This is a genomic window from Sulfitobacter sp. AS92 (genome assembly GCF_038900015.1).
In the GTDB taxonomy this organism is placed as follows: domain Bacteria; phylum Pseudomonadota; class Alphaproteobacteria; order Rhodobacterales; family Rhodobacteraceae; genus Sulfitobacter.
In genome coordinates this window covers 370,825-396,393 of the sequence record NZ_JBBMQL010000003.1, presented here as the reverse complement: position 1 = coordinate 396,393, position 25,569 = coordinate 370,825, and the positions used below count along the sequence as shown (strand labels likewise).

General features: G+C 56.7%; 25 protein-coding genes. 14 read left to right on the top strand and 11 right to left on the bottom strand.

What is annotated here, in order from left to right:
• Nucleotides 1-917: 917 nt before the first annotated feature.
• Genes WNY61_RS08060 through WNY61_RS08050 form a run of 3 tightly spaced genes read right to left on the bottom strand, consistent with a single transcriptional unit; the run spans nt 918 to nt 3,332 of the window.
• Nucleotides 918-2,117, bottom strand: coding sequence for a nucleotidyltransferase (locus WNY61_RS08060; protein ID WP_342850954.1), 1,200 nt, complete (start codon nt 2,115-2,117; stop codon nt 918-920).
• On the bottom strand, nt 2,114-3,175 hold the full coding sequence (locus tag WNY61_RS08055) for a CBASS cGAMP-activated phospholipase (RefSeq protein WP_342850953.1): 1,062 nt from the start codon (nt 3,173-3,175) through the stop codon (nt 2,114-2,116). Before WNY61_RS08055 ends, WNY61_RS08060 begins: the two co-directional genes overlap by 4 nt.
• Nucleotides 3,108-3,332 carry a DUF2188 domain-containing protein gene (locus tag WNY61_RS08050; RefSeq protein WP_342850952.1) on the bottom strand — a complete coding sequence of 75 codons (225 nt, stop codon included), beginning with the start codon at nt 3,330-3,332 and terminating at the stop codon, nt 3,108-3,110. Before WNY61_RS08050 ends, WNY61_RS08055 begins: the two co-directional genes overlap by 68 nt.
• A 107-nt stretch (nt 3,333-3,439) precedes the next feature.
• On the opposite strand from WNY61_RS08050, the gene WNY61_RS08045 reads away from it, so the two are divergent.
• Together WNY61_RS08045 and WNY61_RS08040 are read left to right on the top strand one after the other, a co-directional pair.
• Nucleotides 3,440-4,510, top strand: a complete 1,071-nt coding sequence (locus WNY61_RS08045) for an XRE family transcriptional regulator (protein ID WP_342850951.1) — start codon at nt 3,440-3,442, stop codon at nt 4,508-4,510.
• An 8-nt stretch (nt 4,511-4,518) separates the two neighbouring features.
• Entirely contained in the window at nt 4,519-5,022 is a 504-nt protein-coding gene (locus WNY61_RS08040; RefSeq protein ID WP_342850950.1) for a type II toxin-antitoxin system VapC family toxin, read from the top strand.
• Nucleotides 5,023-5,190: 168 nt separating this feature from the next.
• Here WNY61_RS08040 and WNY61_RS08035 read toward each other — a convergent pair whose 3' ends face one another.
• From WNY61_RS08035 to WNY61_RS08025, 3 genes are all read right to left on the bottom strand, one after another.
• Nucleotides 5,191-6,471, bottom strand: coding sequence for an RES family NAD+ phosphorylase (locus WNY61_RS08035; RefSeq protein WP_342850949.1), 1,281 nt, complete (start codon nt 6,469-6,471; stop codon nt 5,191-5,193).
• Nucleotides 6,472-6,909: 438 nt separating this feature from the next.
• A complete protein-coding gene (locus tag WNY61_RS08030) occupies nt 6,910-8,292 on the bottom strand; it encodes an amidohydrolase family protein (protein WP_342850948.1) in 1,383 nt (460 codons plus the stop codon).
• Nucleotides 8,293-8,294: 2 nt separating this feature from the next.
• Complete coding sequence (locus WNY61_RS08025) at nt 8,295-9,005, bottom strand: GntR family transcriptional regulator (RefSeq protein WP_342850947.1); 711 nt, start codon at nt 9,003-9,005, stop codon at nt 8,295-8,297.
• A gap of 183 nt (nt 9,006-9,188) precedes the next feature.
• Between WNY61_RS08025 and WNY61_RS08020 the strand changes: the two genes are divergently transcribed.
• The 9 genes from WNY61_RS08020 (at nt 9,189) to WNY61_RS07980 (ending at nt 18,833) form a co-directional block, all read left to right on the top strand.
• Nucleotides 9,189-10,760: an ABC transporter substrate-binding protein gene (locus WNY61_RS08020; protein WP_342850946.1), complete on the top strand. Its 1,572-nt coding sequence runs from the start codon at nt 9,189-9,191 to the stop codon at nt 10,758-10,760.
• A gap of 61 nt (nt 10,761-10,821) precedes the next feature.
• The gene (locus WNY61_RS08015) at nt 10,822-11,808 is read left to right on the top strand and encodes an ABC transporter permease (RefSeq protein ID WP_342850945.1); all 987 of its coding nucleotides are present in this window, start codon (nt 10,822-10,824) and stop codon (nt 11,806-11,808) included.
• Nucleotides 11,809-11,818: 10 nt separating this feature from the next.
• On the top strand, nt 11,819-12,742 hold the full coding sequence (locus WNY61_RS08010) for an ABC transporter permease (protein WP_342850944.1): 924 nt from the start codon (nt 11,819-11,821) through the stop codon (nt 12,740-12,742).
• 9 nt (nt 12,743-12,751) lie between these two features.
• Entirely contained in the window at nt 12,752-13,717 is a 966-nt protein-coding gene (locus WNY61_RS08005) for an ABC transporter ATP-binding protein (protein WP_342850943.1), read from the top strand.
• Nucleotides 13,714-14,751, top strand: a complete 1,038-nt coding sequence (locus tag WNY61_RS08000) for an oligopeptide/dipeptide ABC transporter ATP-binding protein (RefSeq protein WP_342850942.1) — start codon at nt 13,714-13,716, stop codon at nt 14,749-14,751. The genes WNY61_RS08005 and WNY61_RS08000 overlap by 4 nt, the downstream gene beginning before the upstream one ends.
• A gap of 4 nt (nt 14,752-14,755) precedes the next feature.
• The gene (locus WNY61_RS07995) at nt 14,756-15,391 is read left to right on the top strand and encodes a flavin reductase family protein (RefSeq protein ID WP_342850941.1); all 636 of its coding nucleotides are present in this window, start codon (nt 14,756-14,758) and stop codon (nt 15,389-15,391) included.
• Nucleotides 15,388-16,128: an aspartate/glutamate racemase family protein gene (locus WNY61_RS07990; protein WP_342850940.1), complete on the top strand. Its 741-nt coding sequence runs from the start codon at nt 15,388-15,390 to the stop codon at nt 16,126-16,128. The genes WNY61_RS07995 and WNY61_RS07990 overlap by 4 nt, the downstream gene beginning before the upstream one ends.
• 12 nt (nt 16,129-16,140) lie before the next feature.
• Nucleotides 16,141-17,346, top strand: coding sequence for an amidohydrolase family protein (locus WNY61_RS07985; protein ID WP_342850939.1), 1,206 nt, complete (start codon nt 16,141-16,143; stop codon nt 17,344-17,346).
• The gene (locus WNY61_RS07980; RefSeq protein ID WP_342850938.1) at nt 17,331-18,833 is read left to right on the top strand and encodes a chlorohydrolase family protein; all 1,503 of its coding nucleotides are present in this window, start codon (nt 17,331-17,333) and stop codon (nt 18,831-18,833) included. The genes WNY61_RS07985 and WNY61_RS07980 overlap by 16 nt, the downstream gene beginning before the upstream one ends.
• Nucleotides 18,834-19,219: 386 nt before the next feature.
• Here WNY61_RS07980 and WNY61_RS07975 read toward each other — a convergent pair whose 3' ends face one another.
• The gene (locus tag WNY61_RS07975) at nt 19,220-20,197 is read right to left on the bottom strand and encodes a DJ-1/PfpI family protein (protein WP_342850937.1); all 978 of its coding nucleotides are present in this window, start codon (nt 20,195-20,197) and stop codon (nt 19,220-19,222) included.
• 68 nt (nt 20,198-20,265) lie between these two features.
• Between WNY61_RS07975 and WNY61_RS07970 the strand changes: the two genes are divergently transcribed.
• Entirely contained in the window at nt 20,266-21,450 is a 1,185-nt protein-coding gene (locus WNY61_RS07970) for an MFS transporter (RefSeq protein ID WP_342850936.1), read from the top strand.
• A gap of 123 nt (nt 21,451-21,573) precedes the next feature.
• On the opposite strand, the gene WNY61_RS07965 is transcribed toward WNY61_RS07970, so the two are convergent.
• Nucleotides 21,574-22,071: a GNAT family N-acetyltransferase gene (locus WNY61_RS07965; RefSeq protein ID WP_342850935.1), complete on the bottom strand. Its 498-nt coding sequence runs from the start codon at nt 22,069-22,071 to the stop codon at nt 21,574-21,576.
• Between the two features lie 170 nt (nt 22,072-22,241).
• On the bottom strand, nt 22,242-22,871 hold the full coding sequence (locus WNY61_RS07960) for a LysE family translocator (protein ID WP_342850934.1): 630 nt from the start codon (nt 22,869-22,871) through the stop codon (nt 22,242-22,244).
• A gap of 197 nt (nt 22,872-23,068) precedes the next feature.
• Between WNY61_RS07960 and alaE the strand changes: the two genes are divergently transcribed.
• Complete coding sequence (gene alaE, locus WNY61_RS07955; protein ID WP_342850933.1) at nt 23,069-23,476, top strand: L-alanine exporter AlaE; 408 nt, start codon at nt 23,069-23,071, stop codon at nt 23,474-23,476.
• A 90-nt stretch (nt 23,477-23,566) separates the two neighbouring features.
• On the opposite strand, the gene WNY61_RS07950 is transcribed toward alaE, so the two are convergent.
• Nucleotides 23,567-24,049: a GNAT family N-acetyltransferase gene (locus WNY61_RS07950; RefSeq protein WP_342850932.1), complete on the bottom strand. Its 483-nt coding sequence runs from the start codon at nt 24,047-24,049 to the stop codon at nt 23,567-23,569.
• 166 nt (nt 24,050-24,215) lie between these two features.
• Nucleotides 24,216-24,674 (bottom strand): DUF2267 domain-containing protein, encoded by a 459-nt coding sequence (locus tag WNY61_RS07945; protein WP_342850931.1) that lies wholly within the window; start codon nt 24,672-24,674, stop codon nt 24,216-24,218.
• A gap of 280 nt (nt 24,675-24,954) precedes the next feature.
• On the opposite strand from WNY61_RS07945, the gene aac(6') reads away from it, so the two are divergent.
• Nucleotides 24,955-25,401: an aminoglycoside 6'-N-acetyltransferase gene (gene aac(6') / locus WNY61_RS07940; RefSeq protein WP_342850930.1), complete on the top strand. Its 447-nt coding sequence runs from the start codon at nt 24,955-24,957 to the stop codon at nt 25,399-25,401.
• Nucleotides 25,402-25,569 lie beyond the last annotated feature (168 nt).

Here is a 25,569-nt window from a genome sequence, read left to right as displayed (position 1 = left end):
CCACAGGTTTTATTGTTGAACGGCTATTAAAGTCATATTGCTTCCTACATTGATCGGCAGAGGGTGTGTCTCACCTTTGCTAATTGCAAACTATATCCTGCTAATTACGCAATCTTTATCCGAAGTTCGCAGGATTATCATATTTGACCGCGCCGCCTAAAGCTCGAAGCAAGCTCGAGGAGCGTTCTAAACGTAGCATGGGCAGCCGATGGGGCGGACCTTGCTGAAAGCGAATGTTCGCTAAAATTGGTTGCGGGAGCCTGACCCCACCGAAATCTGTCAACAAACACTCCAGACAGGCACAGTTCCGGTAGGAGGTTACAAAGCTCAACCAAATAAAAGCGAAACTCACCATAGCCTTGACGCGATCGGCCCTAAGCAGCCGTAAGCTTAGATAACCTTCTCTGCGGCGCAGCATCCCCGAAGCTGACATTAGTACGGTCTGCGTCGCATCCGTCGACGTAACGCCCGATTGCCGTTAGATTCCGGCTCATCCCCAGGGTGCCTGCCTCCACCTTTCCACTCATCACTGACAAGCCACTCTTCAAAATAGACCAGCCAGAGGTGGGTCCATGGAACGATTGTTAGGTCTAACCTCTTAGATGCGTCCCATTGACCCGTTCCAGGAAGGTAGAGGCAGAGGCGATCCGGATTGTGGTAAATGTGGGGTAAGTCTCGCCCTTCTGAAAGCACACGGAGATCGGGATCAACAATCTTAACGTCTGGTGTGCCACCTGGTTCCAAAACAAGACTTACCCGATAGCTTCGCGACAATGGCGTTGGTTGGGCGTCGAAACACCATTTAAGGCGGCGGGCGTTCAAAGCGCCCTCACCACCTACTGTCTTTGAAGCTTTCAGAAAAAGAAACTGTTGCGGTAGCGAGAGGTCTTTTATAGCAGGCGTAATCGTCACAATTCTCAATCCCCAAAGAAGTCGTTCTTCGGAACCGGCGTGCTCGCAGCTGCCTTCTGAGTGGTCAGTCCAATCCCTGCACCAAGAACAAGCGACCCGGATTTCCGGCTGTCGCCGAGTGTTTCCATGCGCCGATTCATTGTACGTGCAACAAGCTTGTCACCAAGACTGTCTTTCATGGTGCCAACAATAGTGTCCAATCCGACAAGATCCCGCAGGGCTTCAAAATCGGCTAACGCCTTGGCGTGCCATTCATAGAACGCGTTGACACGGGCGGGTTCATCATTCCAACGTTCGGCAAAGTTCTCGCCTTGCGTTGTTTCGTTCCAAACGGCGTAAATCTGACGACCGTTCTCAAGAGGCCGCTCGATGAACAATGGCATCAGACGGATAGTATCGACAAGAACTTCAAGCTCATCAGCAAAAACATGACGCTGAACGCACATTTCGTAGGACTTCATCGCGAGTGTTGTGATGACCACGGAAATCGGTGCAACTTCTTCAACAGTCTCCAAAAAATGTTGGTCGCGGTGCCGCTTCAAGAGTTGGACCGTCCGCCGCAGAATGCCTTTAACTGATTGACGGATCGGGAACGGTTCGACCGAAGCGGAATCCTTTTGCATGGCGATGATCGATTGCGTCATCCGTGGCATCAATTCAGCGCGCTTATCAAAGAGAGCCCGATAGGCGCGCGGGTTCGTCGCATGCCAGTTCCGCATTATGCGATCCGGAACGAACTCGCCGCCGTTGAAACAACGCGGATTGGCAATCGTTGGCGATATATCGAGATGGAACTCGCCCGCATAGTCCAAACGCCAGCACCGCTTTTTCTCGTCCAAGATCGTCGCATAGTATGAATGCTCGCGGAGGCGTGCACCGACCGCTGCCTTTAGGCGGCCTGGCGCAACTTCGGGTCCAAGCCCCGAAATGAAGCTGATAAGATCAACATCAAATTCATCGCGCCCAATCGGCTTGATCGATGTACCCAAGGCACCAGAACCGTGCAGATAAACATGCAGAGATGCAAGTAGAGGATCGCTCGAGCCGGCGAGCCAATCAGCAACAGCCTCATAACTTGTGCGTGCGCGCTCAAACTGTGACTGCGTCCATTCCAAATCCTGACAGATTTCTTCCAGAATGGTAAAGACCTGCGCACGCCGTTGGATAGCAGTGTCGTTGAGAGTTGGGCGAAATACCTGGTTCATGCTGCGCTCCGTTCTGTGTAGTGCGCGGGCACGAACGGCTCGGCTGGATGTTGAAAGAAGATCGGGGAAAGCGTTGGTGTCGCGTGACGTGCGCTGGATGCACCAAGACCCTTGAGCCTCTGAATTTTGCTTGTATCGTCGAGGCTAAAGAAGTCAGCCGGCACAGTCGGCGAATACCGATGAACAACCGTGCGTTCATACGGATCACCAGTCAGTTGCCGTGCGATGCCAAGCGCGCCGCGCGACTGGCCATCCATCAACAGACTGAGCGCTTTGACACCGAGACCCACCTTCCCAGGCGCCTCAGGCAACATATAGACCTCATCCACACAACCGAGACTGAGGATGTTTAGTTCACTTGGGCTCCAACCCAACATCGAGATTGCTTCAACAGTGACAACTCCGACTGGGTTGTTGCACCATGTGCCGCCATCAAGAAGACCGATGTCATCAACCGTCTTGTGAGACGCGAAGTATGACGGTGCAGCCGATGTGGCCAGTGCGGCGTCGAGCGCGGGTTTGCGATGATCGGTAGTCAAACGTGGATGATGCGCGGTTTTGTAGATGTAGACGCTGCGCTGATCAGCGTCCCATGCGGGCACCATAAGACGGGTTTGCGCATCTCCAATGAGCCGATCACCCAAGACGCCGTAGAGCTCGTCACGCAAAACAGACAGTTCGTGTTTGGGTTTTACCCAGTGCCGCATAGCTGCACGCACATCACGTGTTTTGCGGCCCAGCCATCCTTTTTCTTCGGCTTGCCCGAAAATCGTTGGCCCGCGCGTTTCATAAAGAGCGAGGAGGGTTTTAGCGCTGATCCCCATAGCCAAGCCGATGGCGAGAATTCCACCTGTCGATGTGCCTGCGATCAGGTCGAAATAACGCCCAATCGGTTGATCAAGGTCTTCTTCAAGCTTTGCGAGGAATGCCGCTGGCTGCGTGCCTTTGATGCCCCCGCCGTCAATACTCAGGATACGTTTCATAGTTTTCTTAGCCTTCTGGTGGATACGGATCTTTGCCGTATGTGTTGCGTTCACGAATGCGCCCATTGGTGCCATGGATCAGCATTTCAGAGCTTTGGTTACGTGCGATGTCGCGTGCTTCGCTGATTGCGGAACGCTGTGTTGAGTGGATAGACGTTGCTTTTCCGTTTCCAGCGCCTTTGACGGCCCAGCCCCCCGAATGCGGCACAACATGTTGATTTTTATTGCTCATATCGGTCTCCAAATTCCTTTTTTCCTTGACTGATTCGTCAATTCATGGTTTATGTTTACATTATAAACTGTCGTTTATCAACTGTCAGTTTGCGCTGGAGGATAAGCATGTTTGGACAAAGATTGCGATTAGCCCGCAAGAAGGCTGGCCTATCGATGCAAGGCTTGGCGGACCGCACATCACCGAAGGTCACTGCACAAGCCATCAGCAAGTATGAAGCAGAGAAAATGAACCCGTCCTCTTCGGTTTTGGTCGGCTTGAGCAAGGCGCTTGGCGTCTCCCTCGACTTTCTGATGGGTGGTCAAGTTGAAGCGCTTATCGGGGTAGAGTTTCGAAAGCACTCGAGCACCTCGGCGAAGGATCGCGCCCATGCTGAAGCCATCGTCATTGAAAAGCTCGAAGACTATTTGGCGGTTGAGGATATTCTTGAGGTCGCTCTACCAAACGATCCATTCGGCGATCTCGTGACTGACCGTATCGATGCGTGGGCTGATTTGGACAAGAAGGCCCGCGCTCTCAGAAAATTGTGGGAGCTTGGGAATGACCCAATTCCAAGCATGTCACGATTACTGGAAGACAAGGGGATTAAAGTGATTGAGGCAGATTTTGCCGAACGCTTTGATGGCTTGGCTTGCGAGGTTGAGCGCAGTGGTGATCTTCCAAACACGGATGTTGTCGTCGTTTCGAGCCGCACCAATGTTGAGCGAAAACGTTTCAACTTGGCCCACGAGTTGGCACACCGTGTCGTCAGGCAAACTGGCAACACATCGATCAAGCTTGAAAAGGCAATGAACCGATTTGCTGGAGCATTTTTAATCCCAACCGACCACTTGATTGAGGAAGTGGGCCGAGCCCGAAGTGGTATGACCAATATGGAGCTCATGCGCCTTAAACGGCTCTACGGCGTCTCAGCTGCCGCTATGCTAATGCGTCTTGGCCAGGCAGGTATTCTACCACAATCAAGCATTGACTATGCGTTTAGAACCTATGCGAGGAAGTGGCGCAGTAGCGAACCAGATCCGATCCGTGATGACGAGGGATTTGGCGAGTTTGAGCACCCACAAAGGTTTGAGCGACTTGTGTGGCGTGCGCTTGGAGAGGAACTTATTTCACCCGTCAGAGCCGCACAGATGCTTCGTTTGTCGCTGGCAACTGTTGAAGAGAATATCAGAGGGTAGCAGCGTCCGTGGCACGTGTGATTATCAATGATGCAAGCTGCCTGATTGATCTCCGCAAAGGTCGCTTATTACACGTTCTGTGCAGGCTTCCCGTCGAAGTAATCGTGCCGCTGCCAATCCGCGAAAGCGAGCTTCTGGATTTCACACCGCAAGAATGGGCCATGTTGGACGGCGATGGTCTAATCACTTACGACTTGCCACCCGATGAGGTTGGTGAGGCCTTTGCCATCAAACGAGCACACGGGCGGCTATCGGCAAACGACTGCTTTTGCATCGTCACAGCAAATCATTTTGATGAAGCCATCTTGCTCACTGGTGACAGACTTTTGACGCGTGTTGCGCGTGATCGTGAGCTTCAGGTGCATGGCATTCTCTGGGTAACAGAACAACTTAGATTACTCGAGTTGTGCGACCATGACTTTCTCCACACTGCTTTAACTCTTTGGCGAAACGACAAATCCGTTTTCGTTCCCAACCGATTTATCGATGCACAGCTGAACAATCTCAAGTAGATCAACTGTTCTTTCTGTGCCTATCTGTTCGAAAGCAAAACGTCACAAGGCTGATGGACCCCGAGCGTTCGACAGTCAGGGCTCCCCAAACTTTTCCGCAACTGTAGCGGGTAATTTCTGGCCAACTCCACATCATTTGATGGCGGAAAGATCAAAGTTATCCAGCGCTCACTCGTGATAGCCATCGTACATCAAGCTGGGATCATAGGCATCAATCTTGATGCGTCTAACTGTATGTCGTGTCAGCGAATTTTGCCTCAGCGACAGCGAGGGATTGAGGTCACCGCTCTTCCAACTGAATCGATCAGCCTTGGACGGTTCTTGAACAACAAGGCCTGCGCTTCCAAACAGCACGATGTTCTTACCTTCTGGGTTTTGCGCAGATCTGAAAATTAGTCCGTCAATATGGCGTTCTTGACCAGCGACTTTGACCAAGTGTTCGTGTACGAGATACTCAGCAACAACTTGGGTTGGAATGTAATCAAGATGTTCATCATTAGGTAAACATGGCAGTGAGATTTCCGTCATGAACTCTGCCATGAACCCCCACAAGCTCAGTCGCTCATTGTAGGCCTTTGCAAACATATTGAGTGGTTTGGGCGGGCTTTCAAATTTGGTCGTATCAAGAACAATGATCGGCTGCAAAAGGTCGAATTCTGCGGCGACGACAGTTTCGCCGACTGCCGGCCGCAACTCGGCAAGACTGGTTTCGATGTCAAATGCCCCATAAAAAACGGGGATCCCTGATGGATTCATGCGTCCGGCACCCCGCAGCTTCTCCGGAGGTGGGCCAAGCTCCTTGGCTGGTGCTTCCTCGATACGACGACGCTCTGATAAACTGTTCGCTTTGCGACCCCGAAATAGTGTCAGGCTTCCCGCTTCGAATGTTCGAATGGCTGGCTCGTTCCGATTGTCACGTAACAGATGCAGCCCATCGAAAAGTTCGGACAAGATAACTTTCGCCTGAGCGCTGAAGAAGCGACGCCGACTGACAATCTCCTGGCGAAAATTGCTCCATTTCGCAGAGCGACCATCGTCTTGATACTGCGTAATTTTGGAGTAACCCGCCTCATCAGAGAAGAACGCTTCATCACCATCTGCAGGCCACCAAGTATCTCCGTCAATTAAGGCAGCCTGCAAAGCTTCTATTACGTCATGGTTGTCGGTCTCGGTAAGGTCATAGAGAACCGAAATGAGATCATCTCCGGTAGGTTCACCGTTGTGATCAAATCCAGAGTGATGATAGTTGTTCTCGATAACTTCTCTGAGGATTTCAGCCACCTCTGTCGTCGGCACACCTTTCTTGGTTTCATGATGGTCGCATTTGCCCTCATCAAACTGCGGACGTATTTCCACGATACGCTTTTGCAGACCTTCGGCCTCAAAACAATCTGGACAGACGAGCAATGGGATCGGCCTCCTGCTGACATGTGTTTCTGAGTACTTCACAGGAACGATGTTACCCTGTCACCTGAACCTATGTGCTTAGCTTAGTAAATGTCTGCTCTACAAGCGGGCACCGCGAACGGGTGCAAGTGCAGCGAATGACCGGTTTCCGCCCTTTTTGTAGAGAACATCTTCGCTGCAACTGCGAATTTCGGGAATGTAGGGATTCGCTCTCTAACAGGCAGATTTCGCGCCGTGACGCTGTAAAAATTTGAGTAGTTCGCAATTGTCATCGCCCAGATTAGGCTCCAACGCGGTGTAGAAAAGTCTTTTCAACACAATCCACCCGACCTACGAAGCGCCGGTACAACCCTCCGTGTGTACATCTCAGGAGCCAAGGCACTGATTGAGATGGATTGGCCCATACTCAGCGAAGCCAAATACTCGCCTAAAGAAGGTGATTATAGGCTGAACGTTGACCAATTCTTGGGTGCGCCCAGCCTACTCAACCAACATGTCCGTCAGGCTACAGCGCGCGACAGCCTCCTGTAATTCCCGCGCCGCGGCGTTGAGGATCGCGTCTTCGTCCAGATCGGTCTTACGGTGCCGCATGCGGATGTCTCCGTTGACAATCACGGTGTCCACGTCTGCCGCATTCGCAAACTGCGCCACGGTCGTCAGCGGCATCATCGGCGGATAGAGATGCGGCTTTCTGCGGTCGAGCATGACGATATCCGCCTTTTTGCCCGGTTCCAGTGACCCCAGATCATCCTCCAATCCAATCGCTTTGGCCGCATGGATCGTACACATCTCCAGAACGTCGAGCGGCATCATCACCTCAGGATCGCGGAAGTGGCGGCGGTGGTAGTGCAAACACTGGGCCATGTGGCGGAACATGTCATAGCCCCGATCCGGCGCGGCGGCGTCTGACCCCAAGGCCACATTGACGCCCATGTCGCGCAGTTCGGGCGCGGGGCAGCGGCCAAGGACGGACATGATCGCCGACGGGTTATGCACGATAGACGCGCCGCTGCGTTTCGCGGCGGCCATGTCTTCCGGAGTAAGGTCGACAGAATGGGAGAGGTAGGCCCAAGGGCCGAGGATGCCGAGTTCTTCGGCCAGCGCGATGGAACCTTCGCGGTGGCCGTCTTGGGTAAACAGCAAACCGTGCTTTTCGCGCAGTTCCATCGCCGCGCGGCACATCTGGCGGATTTCGTCCGAGTTCTGGGCGACTTCATCAGGGGAATAGACCGGCATGATAAGACAGATGCCGGTGCCCTCCCCCAACAGATCGCCATGCGCCTCGGCCAACTGCCCGCATACTGCAAGCTGGTCCTTAAACGTCAGGGTGACATCCCGGCCAAGGTCGAGGCTGCGGTAGGTCTTCGGGAAAGGCCGACGGTTCAGCCCGACTGCCAGCATGGTGCGGATGCCGATCTCTCGCGTGGCGGCGCAATGCAGATCGCCGGCCTCTGTCGTATCGGTGCGGTAATGGTCGGCGCCGCCGCCGAGCAGCATGGTGCAAGTGGTGATCCCCGCCTTGAGCCGCTCCAACCCGGAAAGCCGGGCTTCGGCCTGCCAGAATTCAGGGGTAGACCCGCGCGTGTAGATGTCTTCGCAGGCCTTAAACCACCCATCACCATCGCCCCCGCCAAGGTTGCGTGTCAGACCGTGGCCTGCGTGAGCATGGCTGTCGATCAGTCCCGGCAGCGAAATCATATCCGCGCCCTCGATCCGCTCTGCCCCCGCAGGCACGGCAATCTCATCTGCCAAACCAACAGCAGTGATGCGATCATTCTCAAAAAGGATCGTCGCGTTTTCAATCACCCTTCGGTCGGTGTCCATCGTAATTGCGGTGGTGTTGGTAATCGCATGGACAGTCATTCTTAACCCTCGCTCAAGGCCGTGCCGAGGACATCGTCCTGCAAGACGTTGCCTTCACTTGACGCTTCCAATTTCAATGTTCTTTCCGCTTCCTGCAGATGTTCATCCATCGCAGTTTTAGCAGTATCAAAGTCCCCCGCAGCCAGTGCGGCGACGATGGCGGCGTGTTCATCCGGGCCACATTGCGTGTCGCATTTCGGTTGGAAAACCGCTGTGACCAAGGTGCTCTTTGACACAAGGTCGCGCAAGATATCTGCAAGCAAGGGTGAGGCCGCGAGTTCGGCCAGCAGCATGTGAAAGGCACCAGAAAGGCGGATGATCCGGGCGGTGTCCCCCTCGGCCAAAGCTTCGCGTTCCTCGGCGATATGGGTCTCGAGCGCCGCTAACTTATCTTGCGCGCCATGTTTTTTAAGCGCGTCGATAACGCCCCGTTCAACTACCCGGCGGGTGAAGAAGACATCGCGCGCCTCATCCACCGAAGGCGTCGTGACAAAGGCCCCCCGATTAGGGATGTGACACACCAACCCATCGTGGGTCAGCTGGTCCAGCGCCCGGCGGATTCGCGGACGACTCGCGCCAAAGATTTCACACAACCGCTCTTCTTTCAGGCGGGTGCCGGGCGGCAAACGGCGTTCTGCGATCGATTTCCAGATCCGTTCATAGATCTGTTTTTCCGTGAGTTTGGTTTCCGGCAACTGCTTATCCCCACCCATAATTTTTCTGCTCATATCTTTTGCAACAGTCGCCGAAACGACAGCAGAAGTGCAAGCATTTAATGTTTGCAAAAATTGTTAACAATAATTGTAGACAGAAAAAATGATTTGTGCCAGCCTTTCTTCAGTTGCTGAACTGCAGGCCGCTCAGGCCCGCTTGGCGACAGAAACAGGGAGACAATAATGACACCGCGCAACCTATTATTCACGGCGACTTCGGCACTGGCGCTGGCCTGTGCAGGGGGGGCTCAGGCCGAGACGTTCCGGCTGGGCACCAATGGGGATCTCTACGGCCTCGACCCACATTCGATGACAGACAGCTTTACTGTCTCGTTCCTCAACCACGTCTATGAGGCGCTGGTGCGCTATGACGCAGACCTCAAGATTGAACCGGCCTTGGCCACAAGCTGGGAACAGATCGACGAGACCACAGTGCGCTACACGTTGCGCGAGGGCATCAAGTTCCACGACGGTCAGGACTTCTCGGCCGAGGATGTTGTGGCATCTGTCAAACGCGCGGCGCATGAAGACTCGCCCATTCGCGGCAATATTGCCGGGTTGGTTGACGCCAAGATGGTCGATGAGATGACCGTTGACCTGATGCTCGACGGACCAAACCCGCTTCTGAACAACTTCCTGACCAATGTCCTGATCTTTGACAGCGGCTGGCTGGAAGAGCATGACGCGCTTGACCCGATCGACGCGCAGAAGGGCGAAGAGGGCTACACCACGTCGAACGCCAATGGCACCGGCCCCTTCCGCTTAGAATCCCGCACCCCGGACGCGCAAACCGTGCTGACCGTCAACAACGACTGGTGGGACGAGCCGCAGCACAACCTGACCCGGATCGAGCTGAACCCAATCAACTCCGACGCGACCCGTGTGGCGGCGATGCTCTCGGGCGAACTCGACATGATCTTCCCCTCGCCGCTGCAGGACGCCAAGCGGATTGAGTCCACCGACGGTATGCATGTGCTCGAAGCGCCGGGACTGCGGGCGATCATGATGGGCATCAACATGTCCGACAAATCGAACAATCCCAACCAGGAAGGGAATCCGCTGCAAAAGGTCGAAGTGCGTCAAGCGCTGGTTCATGCGATCAGCTATGACCTGCTGCGCGACAAGATCATGCGCGGTAAGTCTCGCAATCTTGGCGGGCTGGTCGCCCCGCAGGTGCCGGGCTTTGACGAAAGTGTCGATGCGATTCCCACCTATGACCCCGAAAAGGCCAAGCAGATGCTGGCCGATGCCGGCTACCCTGAAGGCTTCAGCCTGAACATGAACTGCCCCAATGACCGCTACGTCAACGACGCGGCGATCTGTCAGGCGCTGGCAGCGATGTTCGCACGCGTCGGTGTGAAGGCAGATCTGACGGCAGAAACCAAGTCGATCCACTTCGAGCGGGCCCGTTCCAATGAGACGGATATGTTCATGCTCGGCTGGGCGACCCTGCCAATGCTGGACGGCTACTCGGTCCTCTCGGCCATGCTGCACACGCCCGGTGGACAGATGGGCACATGGAATCCCGGTGGCTATTCCAACGCCGAGGTTGACCGTTTGACCCAAGCGGTGGCCACCGAACTCGACGCTGAGAAACGTCATGAAATGATGGTCGAAGCCTTCCGTATTGCCGATGACGAAGTTGCATGGTTGCCACTGCACGCACAGCCCCTGTCTTGGGCCGCACGCGACGCAGTGAAGATCCCCCAGACCGCGGATGACAAGCCGCGCCTCTGGCTCGCACGGATCGAGTAACCTCCCCCGGCGGGCGACCTCCCCACGCCCGCCACCCTTCCCTTGCCAGCCGGAGGCCAGCATGTTTGCCTTTCTTATCCGCCGTATCATTCAGGCCGCGCTGGTGATGCTCGTCGTCGCCTCGATCGCCTTTCTGATGTTTCGCTTTCTGGGCGACCCGATTTCCAACCTTCTGCCCGAAGATGCCACCGTCCAAGACCGCGCCGAGATGCGCGAGAAGATGGGGCTGAACGATCCTGTTCTGGTGCAGTACGGGCGCTTCATCGTCGATGCCGCCCAAGGCGACTTCGGTCAATCCTACCGTAACAACCGCCCGGTCTCGGACCTTCTGGCCGAACGCTTCCCCGCCACCGCTGAACTGGTGCTGGTCGCGGCAAGCCTTGCATTGGCGCTTGGCATCCCCCTGGGCATCTATACCGCGCTGAACCCACGCGGCTGGCTGAGCCAGGGGCTGCAGGTGGTCTCTCTCTTGGGGATTTCCGTGCCGACTTTCGTGACCGGCATCCTCCTGATCCTCGTTTTCTCCGTCACCCTCGGCTGGCTGCCCAGCTTTGGTCGCGGCACTGTCGTTGATCTGGGCTGGTGGACGACGGGGTTCCTCACTATTTCAGGCCTCAAAGCGCTGATCCTGCCCGCGATCATGCTGGCATTGTTCCAGATGACGCTGATCATGCGGCTGGTACGTGCCGAGATGCTGGAGGTGCTGCGGGCCGATTACATCAAGTTCGCCAAGGCGCGGGGCATTCCCAACCGGATACTGCATTTCAAATATGCGCTGAAGAACACGCTGATCCCGGTGATGACCATTTTTGGTCTGCAACTGGGTGGCCTCATCGCCTTCGCCATCATCACCGAGACGGTCTTCCAATGGCCGGGAATGGGGTTCCTGTTCATCCAAGCGGTAAACTTCACTGACGTGCCTGTCATGGCCGCCTATCTGGTGCTGGTGTCCTTCATCTTTGTGGTCATCAACACGCTGGTCGACCTTTTGTACAACGTCGCCGACCCGCGCCTGCGGGCCGAGAGAACGCCCGCACGCGGCGTCTGAGGAGCAGAATATGTCAAACTTCATGCCCATGCTGTACGCCTTCTGGGACAGCGATATCACCTACAGCTTCCGCAAATCGCGGGTGGCTGTCATCTCGGCGCTGGTGTTGCTGGCGATGTTCCTCACAGCGATCTTCGCGCCCAGCCTCGCCCCGCAAGACCCATTCAACATCGCGGAACTGGACCTTTTCGACAGCGAATTGCCTCCTGCTTGGGTAGAAGGTGGAAGCACCGCCTATCTGCTGGGGACCGACACACAGGCCCGCGATGTTCTTTCGTCGATCATGCATGGGATGCGGATCTCGCTCCTGGTGGGTTTCGCCAGTGTGATCCTCGCCGCCGTCATGGGGGTGGCGCTTGGCCTCCTGGGTGGCTTTCTCGGCGGGATCGTCGACGCGGTGTTAATGCGGATCGCCGATGTGCTGCTTAGCTTTCCGCCGATCCTCGTGGCGCTGCTGATCAACGGCGTGCTACGCGGCGCGCTGCCCAGTTCGGCGCAAGCGGAGTCGGCCCTCATCGTGCTGATCCTGTCGATCGGCCTGACCAACTGGGTGCAATACGCCCGCACGGTCCGCGGCTCGACCATGGTCGAACGCCGCAAGGAATATATCGAAGCGGCCCGCACGCTTGGCACTGGGAAGCTGGCGATCATGATGAAGCATATTCTGCCCAACGTGCTCGGCCCAGTGCTGGTGATCGCCACCATCAACCTTGGCATGGCGGTGCTCACCGAAGCGACACTTAGCTTTCTTGGTGTCGGCATGCCGCCCACCCAGCCCTCCCTCGGCACACTGATCCAAATTGGCAATGAATTTCTTTTCTCCGGCATCTGGTGGGTCGTCGTTTTCCCCGCCGCAGCACTGGCGATCCTCGTGCTGGCGGTGAACCTGCTGGGCGACTGGCTGCGCGATGCGCTCAACCCCAAACTGCGCTGAGGTACCCCAATGTCACTTCTTGAACTGGACAATATCGTTGTCGAATTCCCCACCCGCCGCGGACCGTTAGAAGCCGTCAAAGGTCTGAGCCTTGATCTCGACGAGGGCGAAATCCTCGGACTGGTCGGTGAATCCGGCGCAGGGAAGTCGATCACGGGCGCTGCGATCACCGGGCTGATCGAACCGCCAGGTCTAATCCGCTCTGGCGAGGTACGCCTGCGTGGGGAGCGCATCGACAACCTGCCCCCCGAAAAGATGCGCCGAATCCGGGGCAAGGAGATCGGCGCGATTTTCCAAGACCCGCTGACCAGCCTCAACCCGGTTTATACCGTGGGCGAGCAGTTGATCGACACAATGCGCGTGCATCTGGGGTTTGACCACAAGACTGCCCGCCAGCGCGCCATCGATTGGCTGGCCGAAGTCGGCATCCCCGCCCCTGAGGCGCGGCTCGACCAATATCCGCACCAATTCTCTGGCGGGATGCGGCAACGGGTGGTGATCGCGCTGGCGCTCTGTGCCGAGCCGAAGCTAATCATCGCGGATGAGCCGACCACGGCCCTTGATGTGAGCGTGCAGGCGCAGATCCTCGCCCTGCTCAAACGGCTCTGCCGCGAGAATGGCACGGCAGTGGTGTTGGTCACCCACGACATGGGCGTGATCGCCGAAACCGCCGACCGCGTCGCGGTGATGTATGCCGGGCGACTGGTCGAGATCGGCGATGTGAAGCAGGTGATCGAAGAGCCGCTGCACCCTTATACGCGGGGCCTCATGGCCTCGATCCCGCAGATCGGCAACCGCGACCGCCGCCTCACGCAGATCGAAGGCGCGATGCCGGGCCTGCGCAACCCCGCGCCCGGCTGCGCCTTTGCCCCGCGCTGCCCGCGTGCGATGGAACACTGCCACAGCTTGCGCCCCGTCCCACAGGATGCAGGCACCGGCCAAGTCGCCTGCCACCTTTATGGAGAGACAGCATGACCCCCGAAATCGCCCCCGACGACATTCTCAGCGTCCAAAATATCTCAAAACGCTTCGACGTGTCCGAACCGTTCCTCAATCGGGTGCTGGAACGCCGCCCGCGCCGCATCCTGACGGCGGTGAACGACATCAGCTTTGACGTGCCGCGTGGCAAGACCTTTGCCGTGGTGGGCGAGTCCGGCTGCGGCAAGTCCACCGTGGCGCGGCTGCTGATGGGGCTGCACACCCCAAGCGCAGGCGCGATCCGCTTTGAAGGGACAGACATCACCCATATGCCCCCCGGCAATCCCCCCGAACTGCGCCGCCGGATGCAAATGATCTTTCAAGACCCCTATGCCTCGCTCAACCCGCGCTGGCGGGTGCGCGACATCATTGGCGAGCCGCTGAAAAACTTCGGCATCTGCAAGACCCGCGCCGAGGTCACCCGCGAGGTAGAAAAACTGCTGAGCCAAGTGGGCCTGAACCCCGCCGACGCCAAGAAGTTTCCCCATGAATTCTCGGGCGGCCAGCGCCAGCGCCTGTCGATTGCCCGTGCGCTGACAACACGGCCCGAGCTGCTGATCTGTGATGAGCCCACCTCGGCGCTGGATGTAAGCGTGCAGAGCCAAATCCTCAACCTGATGAAAGACCTGCAGGATGAGTTCAACATGAGCTACATCTTCATCAGCCACGATCTGGCGGTGGTCTGGTACATGGCCGATGTGCTGGCGGTGATGTATTTGGGCAAGATCGTCGAGGTCGGCCCCAAGGAGCAAATCTTCGAGAACCCGCAGCACCCTTACACGCGTCTGCTGATGGAAACCGTGCCCAAGCTCACCGTTGGCGGGACCGAGCGTGCCCCAGTATCGGGCGAAGTGCCAAACCCTATCTCGCCACCCCCCGGCTGTTCGTTCCACCCACGCTGCCCGCTGGCAAACGACACCTGCCGCAGCGTGGCACCGGCGTTGAACCTGCGCGCGGGCGGTCAGAAATCGGCCTGCCACGCGGCGGATGAAAGGCGGTTGCCAGCATGGCTGCGGCTGGCGGCGGAATAAAGGGATGGAATTTGATTTCACCACCCTGCCCGAGCGCGACCGCTACCGCCTGCTGTCCAGCTTCGTCGCCCCACGCCCGATCGCACTGGTCACGACGCTTTGCCCCGATGGGGTGGCCAACGCGGCCCCCATGAGCTTTTTCAACGTCTTCTCGCAAGAACCACCCATCGTGATCCTTGGCATCCAGACCCGGCCTGATGGCACGGTCAAGGACACGGTCAACAACATCAACGCGCGGCAGAGTTTCTGCGTCAACATGGTCGACATGGCGCTGGCGCAAGCGATGATCACCTGCGGCATCAGCTACGCGCCGGACGTGGACGAAATCGCCACCGCCGGTCTGACCATGACGCCCGCCAGCCAGATCGAAGGCGGCTGGATCGCGGAAAGCCCCTGCGCGATGGAATGCGTGGTGGCCGAGACCATCCGATATGAGCGGCGCGAGATCATTCTGGGCCGGGTCGTGCAGATGCATATCCGCGACAACTGCCTTGATGATGCGGGCCGCTATGTGCGCCCTGAGAACTACCAGCCCATCGCGCGGCTGCACGCCGACAATTACATCACCACTGACCGGCAGTTTGAGCTGAAGGCCCCTGCCCAGCCTCCCGCTGGCGTGACACGGAAAGCCGCTTCATGAAAATCCACCTTATCAATCCAAACTCGACCGTGGGGATGACCGAAGCCATCGCCCGCACCGCCCGCGCGCATGCCGGGCCGGGGATCGAGATCATGGCCGCCACCGCACGCGGCACGCCGCCCAGCATCGAAGGCTACGCCGACGAGGCCCGCGCCGTGCCCGCGATGCTCGACGCCATTATCGCTGCCGAAGCACAGGGCGCCGTTGCCCATGTGATCGCCTGTTTCGACGATCCCGGCCTTGATGCCGCGCGCGCTGTAGCGATGGGGCCAGTGATCGGCCTGTGTGAAGCCGCGCTGATCGCGGCGGGCCGGATCGCCAAGCGTTTTTCGGTTGTCACAACCCTGCCCCGCGCCGTGCCGATCATCGAGGACCTCGGGGATCGCTATGGCTGTGGCCGGGCGCTCTGCGCAGTTCATGCCGCCGACATCCCCGTCTTGGACCTTGAATTTGCGCCCGTTCAAACCCTCCCGCTGATCGCCCGCAAGATCCGCCAGTCGGTCGAAGAAGACCGCGCCGAAGCTGTGGTGCTGGGCTGCGCAGGCATGAGCGCGCATTTGGAACAACTGGGCCGCGACGCCGGGGTGCCGGTGATCGACGGCGTGGGCTTTGCCATCCGCATGGCCGCGGGCTTGGCCGCAACGGGACTGGTGACCGCGAAAACCGGCGCCTATGCCCTGCCCCGCATCAAGGAGGTGGCTGCGCCCACCCCCCGCATCGCGCCCCTTACCCGATAGACAGGACCAGACATGACCAAGCCACTGCTGCTGAAGAACCTGCGCCTGATGGGTGCCGCGAAAACCGATGTATTGATTGATAATGGGCGCATCGCCCGCATCGCCGCCGAGATCACCCCGCCGGCGGGTGCGCTCATTGAGGACTGCTGTGGCGCGCTCGCTTTGCCGGGGCTGGTCGATGCCCACGCACATCTCGACAAGACGCTCTGGGGCATGCCATGGCATCCGCATCAGCAGGGTAAAAGCCTGCAGCAGATGATCGACACCGAGCGCCATCTGCGCCACGAGTTGGATATGGACGCGGAGCGCCAATCGTCGCGGCAGGTGGCACTGGCGCTGTCCAAAGGTACCACGGCCATCCGCAGTCATGTCGATATCGATACCGACCACGGGTTGAGCCTGTTTGCAGGGGTTGCGGCAACACGAGCGCGCTATGCCGAGGTCATGCAGGTCGAGATCGTCGCCTTCCCGCAATCGGGCATGATGATCCGCCCAGGCACGGTAGAGCTGATGGACCAAGCCCTGCGCGACGGGGCGGAAATTGTCGGTGGGTTGGACCCCTGCGGCATCGACCGTGACCCCAAAGGGCAGCTTGATGCCGTCTTTGGGCTGGCTGAGAAACACGGCAAGCAGATCGACATTCATCTGCACGAGCCGGGGGAAATGGGCGCATTCAGCCTTGAAATGATCCTCGACCGGACCGAGGCGCTGGCGATGCAGGGCAAGGTGACTGTCAGCCACGCTTTCTGTCTTGGCATGAACGATCAGGCGCGGGTCGCCGCATTGCTCGACCGGATCTCGGCGCTGGACGTGTCGCTGGCCACCACCGCGCCCGCCTCACGCCCGGTACCATCGGTCGCGGCCTGCCGTGAGCGCGGCATCGCAATCTGCGCGGGCAACGACGGTATCCGCGATACTTGGACACCTTACGGCAACGCCTGCATGCTGGAACGCGCAATGCTCGTCGGCCTACGCAACAACCTCCGCGCCGATGTTGAGGTGGCTTGGGCGCTCGACACCTGCACGACCGAGGGCGCGCGGGTGATGGGGCTCAAGGATTATGGCCTCACCGAAGGCAGCCGCGCCGATCTTGTGCTGGTAAATGTTGAGGCTCTGTCTGAGGCGATCACCTTGCGCCCGCCGCGGCGGCTGGTCGTTTCGGGCGGACAGATCGTGGCACGTGATGGCGTGACGGAGGCAGCATGGCACGCAGCATGAAACGCACCGCCCTGACCGCCGCTTGGGTCGTCGGCCATGCAGACGACCAGCACTGCCTCTACCACAACGGTACAGTCATCGTTGAAGGGGAAAAGGTACTGCACGTCGGCCATGATTTCGATGGCGATGTGGCCGAAACGATAGACTTCGGAGAGGCGCTGATCGGGCCGGGTTTCATCGACCTCGATGCGCTGGCCGACCTCGACACCACAGTGTTGGGCTATGATAACCATCCGCCTGAACTTAAGGGCCGGGTCTGGCCTGAAAGCTACATGCAGGCCGGGCCGCGGGAGATGTACAGCCCCGACGAATTGGCCTTCCAGAAACGCTATGCCTTCACCCGGCTGATCCGCAACGGGATCACCACCGCCCTGCCCATCTCTTCGCTTTTCTACCGCGCCTGGGGCGAAACGGAAACGGAGTTCGACGCGGCGGCGGGTGCAGCGGCGGACCTCGGGCTGCGCGTCTACCTCGGACCGGCTTACCGCAGTGGCAATCTGGTGGTGAACGCCGAGCGGCAAATCGGTTTTCATTATGAAGAGGCGCGCGGGTTTCAGGGGCTTGCAGATGCAGAAGCCTTCATCACCCGCCATGAGAACACTCACGGCGGGCTGGTCCGCACCATGCTGGCCCCTGACCGGATCGAGACCTGCACGCCCGAACTTCTGCGCCGCAGCGGTGCCGCCGCCCGCGATCACAACGTGCCGATCCGCCTGCATTGCTGCCAATCGCGGCTGGAATATGATTTGGTGCTTCAGCAGCATGACAAGAGCCCGCTGGAATTGTTGCGCGACACGGCGTTCTTTGCGCCCGCTACGATCCTGCCGCACGGGCTGTTTCTGTCAGGTATTAACGGGATTACTCATGAGGCGCCTGACCATGAAATTTTGATAAGCTCCGGCGCCGCACTGGCCCATTGCCCCTTGGTGATGGCACGCGGCGGCAAAGTTCTGCACTCTTTCGCGCGCTTCCGTGATCTTGGGGTGACCATCGGCATGGGGACGGACACGCACCCTGCTGATATGATCCAGAACATGGCCCTTGGGGTGATGACCGCGCGGATCGCAGAGGGAAACCCCACCTGCGTCGGCGCCGCCGATTTCTACGATGCGGCAACCTTGGGGGGCGCGGCGGCGCTAAACCGGCCTGATCTGGGTCGGCTCGCGCCAGGCTCTGCGGCAGACTTAAACGTGATCCGACTGGATTCCCCGGACATTGGCCAGCGCATTGACCCGATACAGACCTTATTGCTCAACGGCTCAGGCCGGGACGTGTCGGACGTGATGATCGCCGGGCGCTTTGTTATGCGCGATGGCGCAATTCCGGGGGTGGATGAGGCTGCATTCCAGCAACAGGCACAGTCACAATTCGATCGGATGGTGTCGCAATATCCAGATAGGACGTTGTTCCACCCGCCGGTAGATGAAATTTTTCCGACGAGCTATCCATTGCGTGGTCATGCGCCTGCAGTCAGGCGAGGCGGTTGAGGGACTGAAAGGTCGCTCGTGACTTTGCGAGCCGCTATGACAAGATTAGAGCGGCTCGTTTTGACTCAAATGCTATTCGAGAAGCACAACCATCTCTTCGTAACCGCGCGCCCGTGCGTGATCGAAGTTGGCTCACTGCTCGCAAGTGCGTTCTTAATTGCAATATATCGGCTAATATCCTCTTAGATTTCCGCAGCGGCCTTGGTGTTGAAGGCAGCGAACGGCCCAGAGCCGCCATTGATCAGATGTCCAATTGCTGCATCGCAGCTTCCCCGAAGCAGACATTGACTCATTAGCGCAGCATTTTGACGTGTTGGATGGCTGCATCGCGGACAAAGCACCATTTCGCTGCGGCTGCACGAAGGGCGGCTTTTGGTCAGGCGGCATTACGTTACGAATGAGTTTACGTAGTTGCTTACATGGACACCAAATCTGCGCTGAAAGGCGCGGCGCATGCGTTGAAGGTCGCCAAAACCGCTGAGCCGTGCAACCTGCTTCAACGGTAGTTTGTCAGCCATCAGCCCCCTTGCATGATCAATACGTATCCGTTCCACGAACTGCGCAGGATTTTCTTGCAGATCCCGTTTAAAGTGACGTGATAAAGTCCGTGGGTTCATACCTGCGGCGTGAGCTAATGCATCCAATGACCAGTTTAAATGTGGTTCGGCGACGACTTGTTCGATCAGTCGGGTTAGCGCATCGTCTTTGGTGAATTGCCCTGCCAAATGAATGGCGTACTGACTTTGCCCGCCTGTACGCCGCAACTGAACAACCAGCTCGCGTGCGACTGCCAATGCAACCGTCGGGCCGCAGTCTGCGCGAATGATGGAAAGGGCAAGGTCAATACCTGTCGTAACACCTGCTGACGTGAAAACACGGTCTTGCGCTGTGGAAATCTGATCAAGGTCCCACAACACGCGGTCATATTTTTTGGTATCTGCCAAACGTGACCAATGTGTTGTTGCTGCCCGTCCATCCAACACGCCTGCCGAAGCAAGCAGCAATGCGCCGGAACAGATCGAGATGACACGCCCGTTGGGCTTGCGGTTGAGGTGGTTCGCAACGACTTCACAGACCATACTATTGGGGATCAGCGCATTAACACCTGCCCCACCTGGGATCAAAAGATCGTCGCTGGTAGTTTCTGGCGACAGCGCTGCATCAGGGATCATACGCAACCCGCAACCAGCTCTGACTGGACTACCATCAATCGAAACATACCGAACATCGTATCGCTTTTCGCCATCCACCATTGCGGTATCAAATGCCTGAACTGGACCAGAGACATCCAGCAGATTGACATCATCAAATAGCAAGACGTCGATGGAGCGGTTTTTTTGTGTGGTGTCTATATTTGATGCCATATTGACATATTAGACAGAAAAGAAATGGATTACCAAGTCACTAACACAACCAGATTTGGATATTTAAAATGCGCACCTCGTTCATTTCTCGGAACGGCAACTATTTAGGCCTGCTTGTGGCGAACACGATTCTTGGGTCTGCCATGCCGATGCTGATTATCTTGGGAGGTCTGGCGGGATTGATGCTGGCCCCTTCAACTGCACTGGCAACACTCCCGGCATCACTTCAAACGCTTGCAGGGTTGTTCGCCGCTGCCCCGTTTTCGCTTTTGATGGGTAGACGTGGGCGAAAAATTGGTTTTGTCACGGGCGTTGTCTGTGCAGTCTTCGGTGCCTTACTGGGAGTTTGGGCCCTATATATCGGCAGCTTTCTTCTTCTGTGCATCGCACATCTTGCATTGGGTGCAGCACTTGCGTGTTACCAGTATTTTAGGTTCGCGGCTGCTGAGACCGTAAGCGCAGAGTGGCAGCCTGTTGCAATCTCTTTGATGCTGACGTCGGGATTGATTGCTGCCTTTGTCGGCCCTCAGATGTTCATCGCTGCTAAAGATACGCTCGCGCCAATTCCCTTGGCAGGCGCATATGCAGCACTCGCAATTCTTTCTATAATAGGCTTGGTCCCATTGGCGTTAACGAGGCTGCCCGCCCCGACAAACGGTTCTCCGCAAAGCCTCAGAGAACGTTTTGCCTCCCTATCGATTCTGAAACGTAAACCCGTCCGCCTTGCGGTTGGGCTTGGGGCCGTCTCTCAGGGCATTATGGTTTTCTTGATGGTGCCGACACCGCTCGCTATGATCGGATGCGGCTTTAGCGAAGCCGTGGCGGGTGACGTCATCCGTTGGCACGTTGTGGCGATGTTTGCTCCGAGTTTCTTTACCGGGTTCTTGATTAAACGATTTGGCGTGCATCCAATTGCTCTCATTGGACTGGCACTACTGGTTATGTCTTCGATTGCGGCGCTAAGTGGTCTGACATCTGTTCACTTTTATGGATCGCTCGTTTTATTGGGCATCGGATGGAACTTCGGCTTCATCGGTGCGACAACGATGCTCGCAAATTCTGTGTCGGAAGACGAAAAGGCGCTGGTGCAAGGCGCGAACGATACAATGATCGCGCTGGTGTCAACATTGTGTGCTTTCGCAGCCGGTGCAATCATCGCTGGGTTCGGTTGGGCTATACTTGCCGCTGTTTCGCTTGGGTTATTAGTGACCGCATCTGTGATGTTCGTGAAGGAAATTCGCGCGGTCGCGTAGCTTCATCGAGAAGAACGAAGCAGACATTGGCGGCTGCCGCAGCATCGGTCACAAAGGGCTCAGACCCGACCTTCGCGGCGGTCTGAACCACAGGCAGCAATGCGGCCAAAGCTGACTTAAAATTCAGAGAGTTTTGACCAACCGATGAAGCTCTTGCTGATTATTTCCAACGACGCTCATCCCACTTAGCCCAGTTGCGACAAAACCTTCTCGCTCCCAGAAAGCGCGGCCTTTTGGATTGGTGGACATGACTGCGAGATACAGATTTTTAGCGCCGCCTACTTTTGCGATTTCTTCCACATGAGAGAGAATGATCTGTCCAATGCCTTGATTCCGTGCCCACGGGCCCAGCATCATAAGTCCGACATAGGCGTCACCAAGTTCAGGAAACCCAAAGAACAGATCGGCGATGCCCGACAAATGTTCATCCAAAAAAACGCCAAAGCGGCATGTTTCGCTCGGATCGCAGTTTGGCGGATTATCTTCGAAGAACTCTTTTGCTTTTTCAAGTCCGGGCGGATGGCCCTCCGCAGCTTCCCAATAATCGGGCGCCGCGGCGTAGAATGCTTCAACCGTATGCAGGTCAGAAGCCTTATCGAGATTCTTTATCTCTATGGTCATTGCAGAGCCTCTTTAAGCTTCTCTGGAAGCTGTGGTCGAACGCCGGGAAGTTGTCAAATTGGGCTCTGAATTGCCGTTAGCTGCATCGAGAAGGAAAGACCTGTTTTGCTTGGGGGTGTCCGCAAAGCGTGTTGGTCCGCTATGCGGACGAAGCCGACCTTAACTGAGGCTTACTGCGCCCGCTTAAATGCGGCCGTCGCAACACCCATTGCAATTAGCGCACTACCGCCAAGACGGGAGAACCAAGCCAACACCGATGGTCGTGCAATCTTGGCCCGCAGCTTGTCCGCCAACAACGCATAGGCAAGTGCATTAATTGCAGCCAGACCGACAAAGGTAGCGACGAGTATGGCAAACTGAGGCAGGAGCGGGCTGTCCACGACAACGAATTGCGGCACAAACGCAATAAAGAATACTATGGATTTTGGATTGAGCGCAGTTACAGCCGCAGCATGGCCGAAAACGCTCGATGCGCTGGTTTCCGTCACCTTTTCCAGATCACCAAGCGAAGCTGTAGATGCGCTTCGAAATAGCTTAATGCCCAAATACACAAGATAAACAGCCCCTACCCATTTCAGGACGGTAAAGAGTGTGGCGGACGCCAGAACCAAAGCCCCGAGGCCAGCGAGCGAAGCTGACATTGCGATGAAGTCACCAAGAGCTACGCCGCCGACCGTCGCAAGAGCAACCCGCTTTCCTTGGCTGATAGCATAGCTGAGAACGAGCAATACCGTCGGCCCCGGAATGAGCAAAAGAGCGATTGAAGCCGCAACGAACGCCAACCAAATCTGAAAATCCATAAGAATACCTTTCTGATTTCTGGTTTAGCCAGCCACAGTCATTTAAGACTGTAAAGGGGCAACGGCTCACCTACACATTGTGATGCAGCATCCGTCAAAGGGCTCGTTCCTGCCATTTGCTGCATCGAGCACTGCGGCCTGCTTGGCGGGACGAAGCGACCATCGACTTGAACGATTTCAGGCGATATTCAGCAGCCATGCGTTTGACCATTATAGATACTCTGACAACGGTGGTGTTCTTCACTACATTGGCCAGTCTGACCGAACTCTACATTGCAAGTATGGAACCAGTTGAGGTCGTAAGGACACGCTTGATCATGATACCGATGATGGTGCTGACGGGACGGCCATATGGAGCGTGGCGGGATTGGTTTTTCGCAACCACAAAGCCTACAGTCTCATGGAGCAAATCCCTGATTGATGGCTTAGCGTTTTTGACATTCCAGCTTCCCGTTTACGGGCTGACCTTGTGGATCGCAGGAGCGGAGCAAGACGAAATACTCACACTCCTCGCAACAACGGCAGTGCTCATGCTGATTGTCAGTCGTCCCTTTGGTCTGGTTCTTGAGGCTGCACGCAGGGTCGCAGGTGAAAAAGGAGACTAAAGTGACGTCAGCGGATATTACACTTTGGGCTCGAGGCTGACGTTTGCTATGATGAACACGCGGGGCGGCTCAGCGCAACATTGCTGTCTTTCAAGTTAGACGTTTGGTGTAGCGATGAGTGTCCGCGATGAACACGCTCACAGCGTTTTGAGGAAGCCAGAGTTTATCGGAAAACGTCTGAGTCAGAATCCAACCTTCGCGCTCATAGAACCTTTCTGCACGGGCATTCCCAGCAATGCAAAATAGGACACTATCAACCAAGTTTTGATCGTGAATCCTTCTTTCGGCAAAAGAAAGCAATTTGGCCGCTGTTCCATTTCCTCGTGATTGGACATCGACATATAGTTTGACGATCTCTGAACCTTGCATCGAAACAAAGCCGAGGATTTCACCTTCAACTGCGACATAAAACTGATCGGTGGAGCAATGTAGCCAAGACCAAAAGTGATCAATAGCCCGATAGTTGAGGACACCCTTCGGCACGAGTCCTGCATGTGCATCATGCCAACCTCTATGCCAGATATCGACAATTTTGCGGTGGTCATCGGATAGTAATGGGCGGATGCTCAACATGGCAATTCCTATGATCCCTTGCTGTTCAATACGAAGTCCAAGAAGGGCTCGTTCCTGCCCTTCGTCTCTTTCGCAAACGAAAATAGCGCTGAGGTAGGCAGGTCAAGGTCGGCACTGCGGACCTTGCTGCCGTTCACGTTCTCAATTGGAACGTCCACTTCCGCTGCTAAATTATCCGCTGATCCAGCTCTGTCGGGTCAGCGACATCGACATGCCAGAACTCAGCGGCACCGTGAGGGAGCTGTGTCAGCATTCTTTCGAAATCTCGGTTGTCGGTGCAACGCCGGATTGCCCAAGCCGTCGCTTCGATGGCGTTGTCTGGTGTCAGGTTGTGGTTGGCGCGGACCTGCTTGGACTCGTCGGTGAGAGCCTGCCGCTCCGCAAATGGAAGCGGTGGTTTGGAAACGTCCCAACCCTTCACAAAAATCGCACGGAGGACAGCCGGAAGCACGCTTGCGAAAGCAAGTCCCTGTTCTGCCGTCAAACGGCGCCTAAAGACCTGCAATACGGCATCCACAGCAGTGTAGGCCATATTGTCGGACTCAAGAGACATGCATTCCTTCACATCATCAAGGAAGGCGCGCCACTCTTTGGACGCATGGCGGTATGTCCACGGCATCGGCATTTATGGTCTCGCCTTCTCTACTTTCAGCCATCACCAAGTATAGCCGGAAGATAACCGAGCCGTCGAGCCGAGACCTCCGCAAGAGCAGACCTTAGGGCGCTTTGCAGCATCGGTGACTCAGGGCTCATTCCAGCCCTTTGCTGCGGTTGCACACGAAATGACCGCCAAATAGGAAGGCGAAAGGCGGCAATGCGGAACATGGCTGCCGTTCGCGCCGACAGTGACTGCGTCCGCTTATCCAACCATTGCGGACGTTCCCGAGACTTACTAAAATCATGACATGCCAATACGTGTCGCCACATATTCGGATCTTTCAGGCTGGATCGAACTCCGTGCCCAGCTTTGGGACGATACATCGCTTGACGAACACAGAGCCGAGGCCGTAGCGATGCTCGCCAAATCCCCTAACAAGTGCATTGCCTTCTTGGACGTAATAGATGGGGAGGGCATTCGGGCGTTCGCCGAAGCGGCGTTGAGGCATGATCACGTAAATGGATGCGAGACTTCGCCGGTGGCTTTTCTGGAGGGCATCTTCGTACAGCCCAACGACCAAAGCTCTGGCATTGGCAAGCTCCTGCTGAAGGCGGTTCAATCTTGGGCGCGAGACAAAGGCTGCTTGGAGCTTGCGTCCGATGCGCATGTCGACAATTTGGCGAGCCATGCGTTTCACAGTGCTACAGGATTCGAAGAAACGGATCGTGTCGTCTATTTTAGAAAGACACTGTAGGTCGGCTTTTTTCAGCTGGACTCTTTGGTGTCTCGCGCAGCATCGGACGGGTTGGGCTCTTGCTGCCGTTCGCCGCGGGTGAAAGTGCCACAAGCTACCGAACGTCTGCTTTCTCATACGATTAGCCTATACTTTGCAACTGCAGCGAATGACCGCAATCCGCCCCTC

Bases quoted from the DNA above. Each gene is read 5' to 3' on its own strand.
- WNY61_RS07975 (WP_342850937.1), bottom strand. From the start codon at position 20,197: ATGGCATCAAATATAGACACCACACAAAAAAACCGCTCCATCGACGTC.
- WNY61_RS08005 (WP_342850943.1), top strand. From the start codon at position 12,752: ATGTCACTTCTTGAACTGGACAATATCGTTGTCGAATTCCCCACCCGC.
- WNY61_RS07960 (WP_342850934.1), bottom strand. From the start codon at position 22,871: ATGGATTTTCAGATTTGGTTGGCGTTCGTTGCGGCTTCAATCGCTCTT.
- WNY61_RS07990 (WP_342850940.1), top strand. From the start codon at position 15,388: ATGAAAATCCACCTTATCAATCCAAACTCGACCGTGGGGATGACCGAA.
- WNY61_RS08000 (WP_342850942.1), top strand. From the start codon at position 13,714: ATGACCCCCGAAATCGCCCCCGACGACATTCTCAGCGTCCAAAATATC.
- WNY61_RS07995 (WP_342850941.1), top strand. From the start codon at position 14,756: ATGGAATTTGATTTCACCACCCTGCCCGAGCGCGACCGCTACCGCCTG.
- WNY61_RS08010 (WP_342850944.1), top strand. From the start codon at position 11,819: ATGTCAAACTTCATGCCCATGCTGTACGCCTTCTGGGACAGCGATATC.
- WNY61_RS07950 (WP_342850932.1), bottom strand. From the start codon at position 24,049: ATGTTGAGCATCCGCCCATTACTATCCGATGACCACCGCAAAATTGTC.
- WNY61_RS08020 (WP_342850946.1), top strand. From the start codon at position 9,189: ATGACACCGCGCAACCTATTATTCACGGCGACTTCGGCACTGGCGCTG.
- WNY61_RS08055 (WP_342850953.1), bottom strand. From the start codon at position 3,175: ATGGCACCAATGGGCGCATTCGTGAACGCAACACATACGGCAAAGATC.
- WNY61_RS08015 (WP_342850945.1), top strand. From the start codon at position 10,822: ATGTTTGCCTTTCTTATCCGCCGTATCATTCAGGCCGCGCTGGTGATG.
- WNY61_RS08025 (WP_342850947.1), bottom strand. From the start codon at position 9,005: ATGGGTGGGGATAAGCAGTTGCCGGAAACCAAACTCACGGAAAAACAG.
- WNY61_RS07980 (WP_342850938.1), top strand. From the start codon at position 17,331: ATGGCACGCAGCATGAAACGCACCGCCCTGACCGCCGCTTGGGTCGTC.
- WNY61_RS08030 (WP_342850948.1), bottom strand. From the start codon at position 8,292: ATGACTGTCCATGCGATTACCAACACCACCGCAATTACGATGGACACC.
- WNY61_RS08045 (WP_342850951.1), top strand. From the start codon at position 3,440: ATGTTTGGACAAAGATTGCGATTAGCCCGCAAGAAGGCTGGCCTATCG.
- alaE (WP_342850933.1), top strand. From the start codon at position 23,069: ATGCGTTTGACCATTATAGATACTCTGACAACGGTGGTGTTCTTCACT.
- WNY61_RS08050 (WP_342850952.1), bottom strand. From the start codon at position 3,332: ATGAGCAATAAAAATCAACATGTTGTGCCGCATTCGGGGGGCTGGGCC.
- WNY61_RS08060 (WP_342850954.1), bottom strand. From the start codon at position 2,117: ATGAACCAGGTATTTCGCCCAACTCTCAACGACACTGCTATCCAACGG.
- WNY61_RS07945 (WP_342850931.1), bottom strand. From the start codon at position 24,674: ATGCCGATGCCGTGGACATACCGCCATGCGTCCAAAGAGTGGCGCGCC.
- WNY61_RS07965 (WP_342850935.1), bottom strand. From the start codon at position 22,071: ATGACCATAGAGATAAAGAATCTCGATAAGGCTTCTGACCTGCATACG.
- WNY61_RS07985 (WP_342850939.1), top strand. From the start codon at position 16,141: ATGACCAAGCCACTGCTGCTGAAGAACCTGCGCCTGATGGGTGCCGCG.
- WNY61_RS07970 (WP_342850936.1), top strand. From the start codon at position 20,266: ATGCGCACCTCGTTCATTTCTCGGAACGGCAACTATTTAGGCCTGCTT.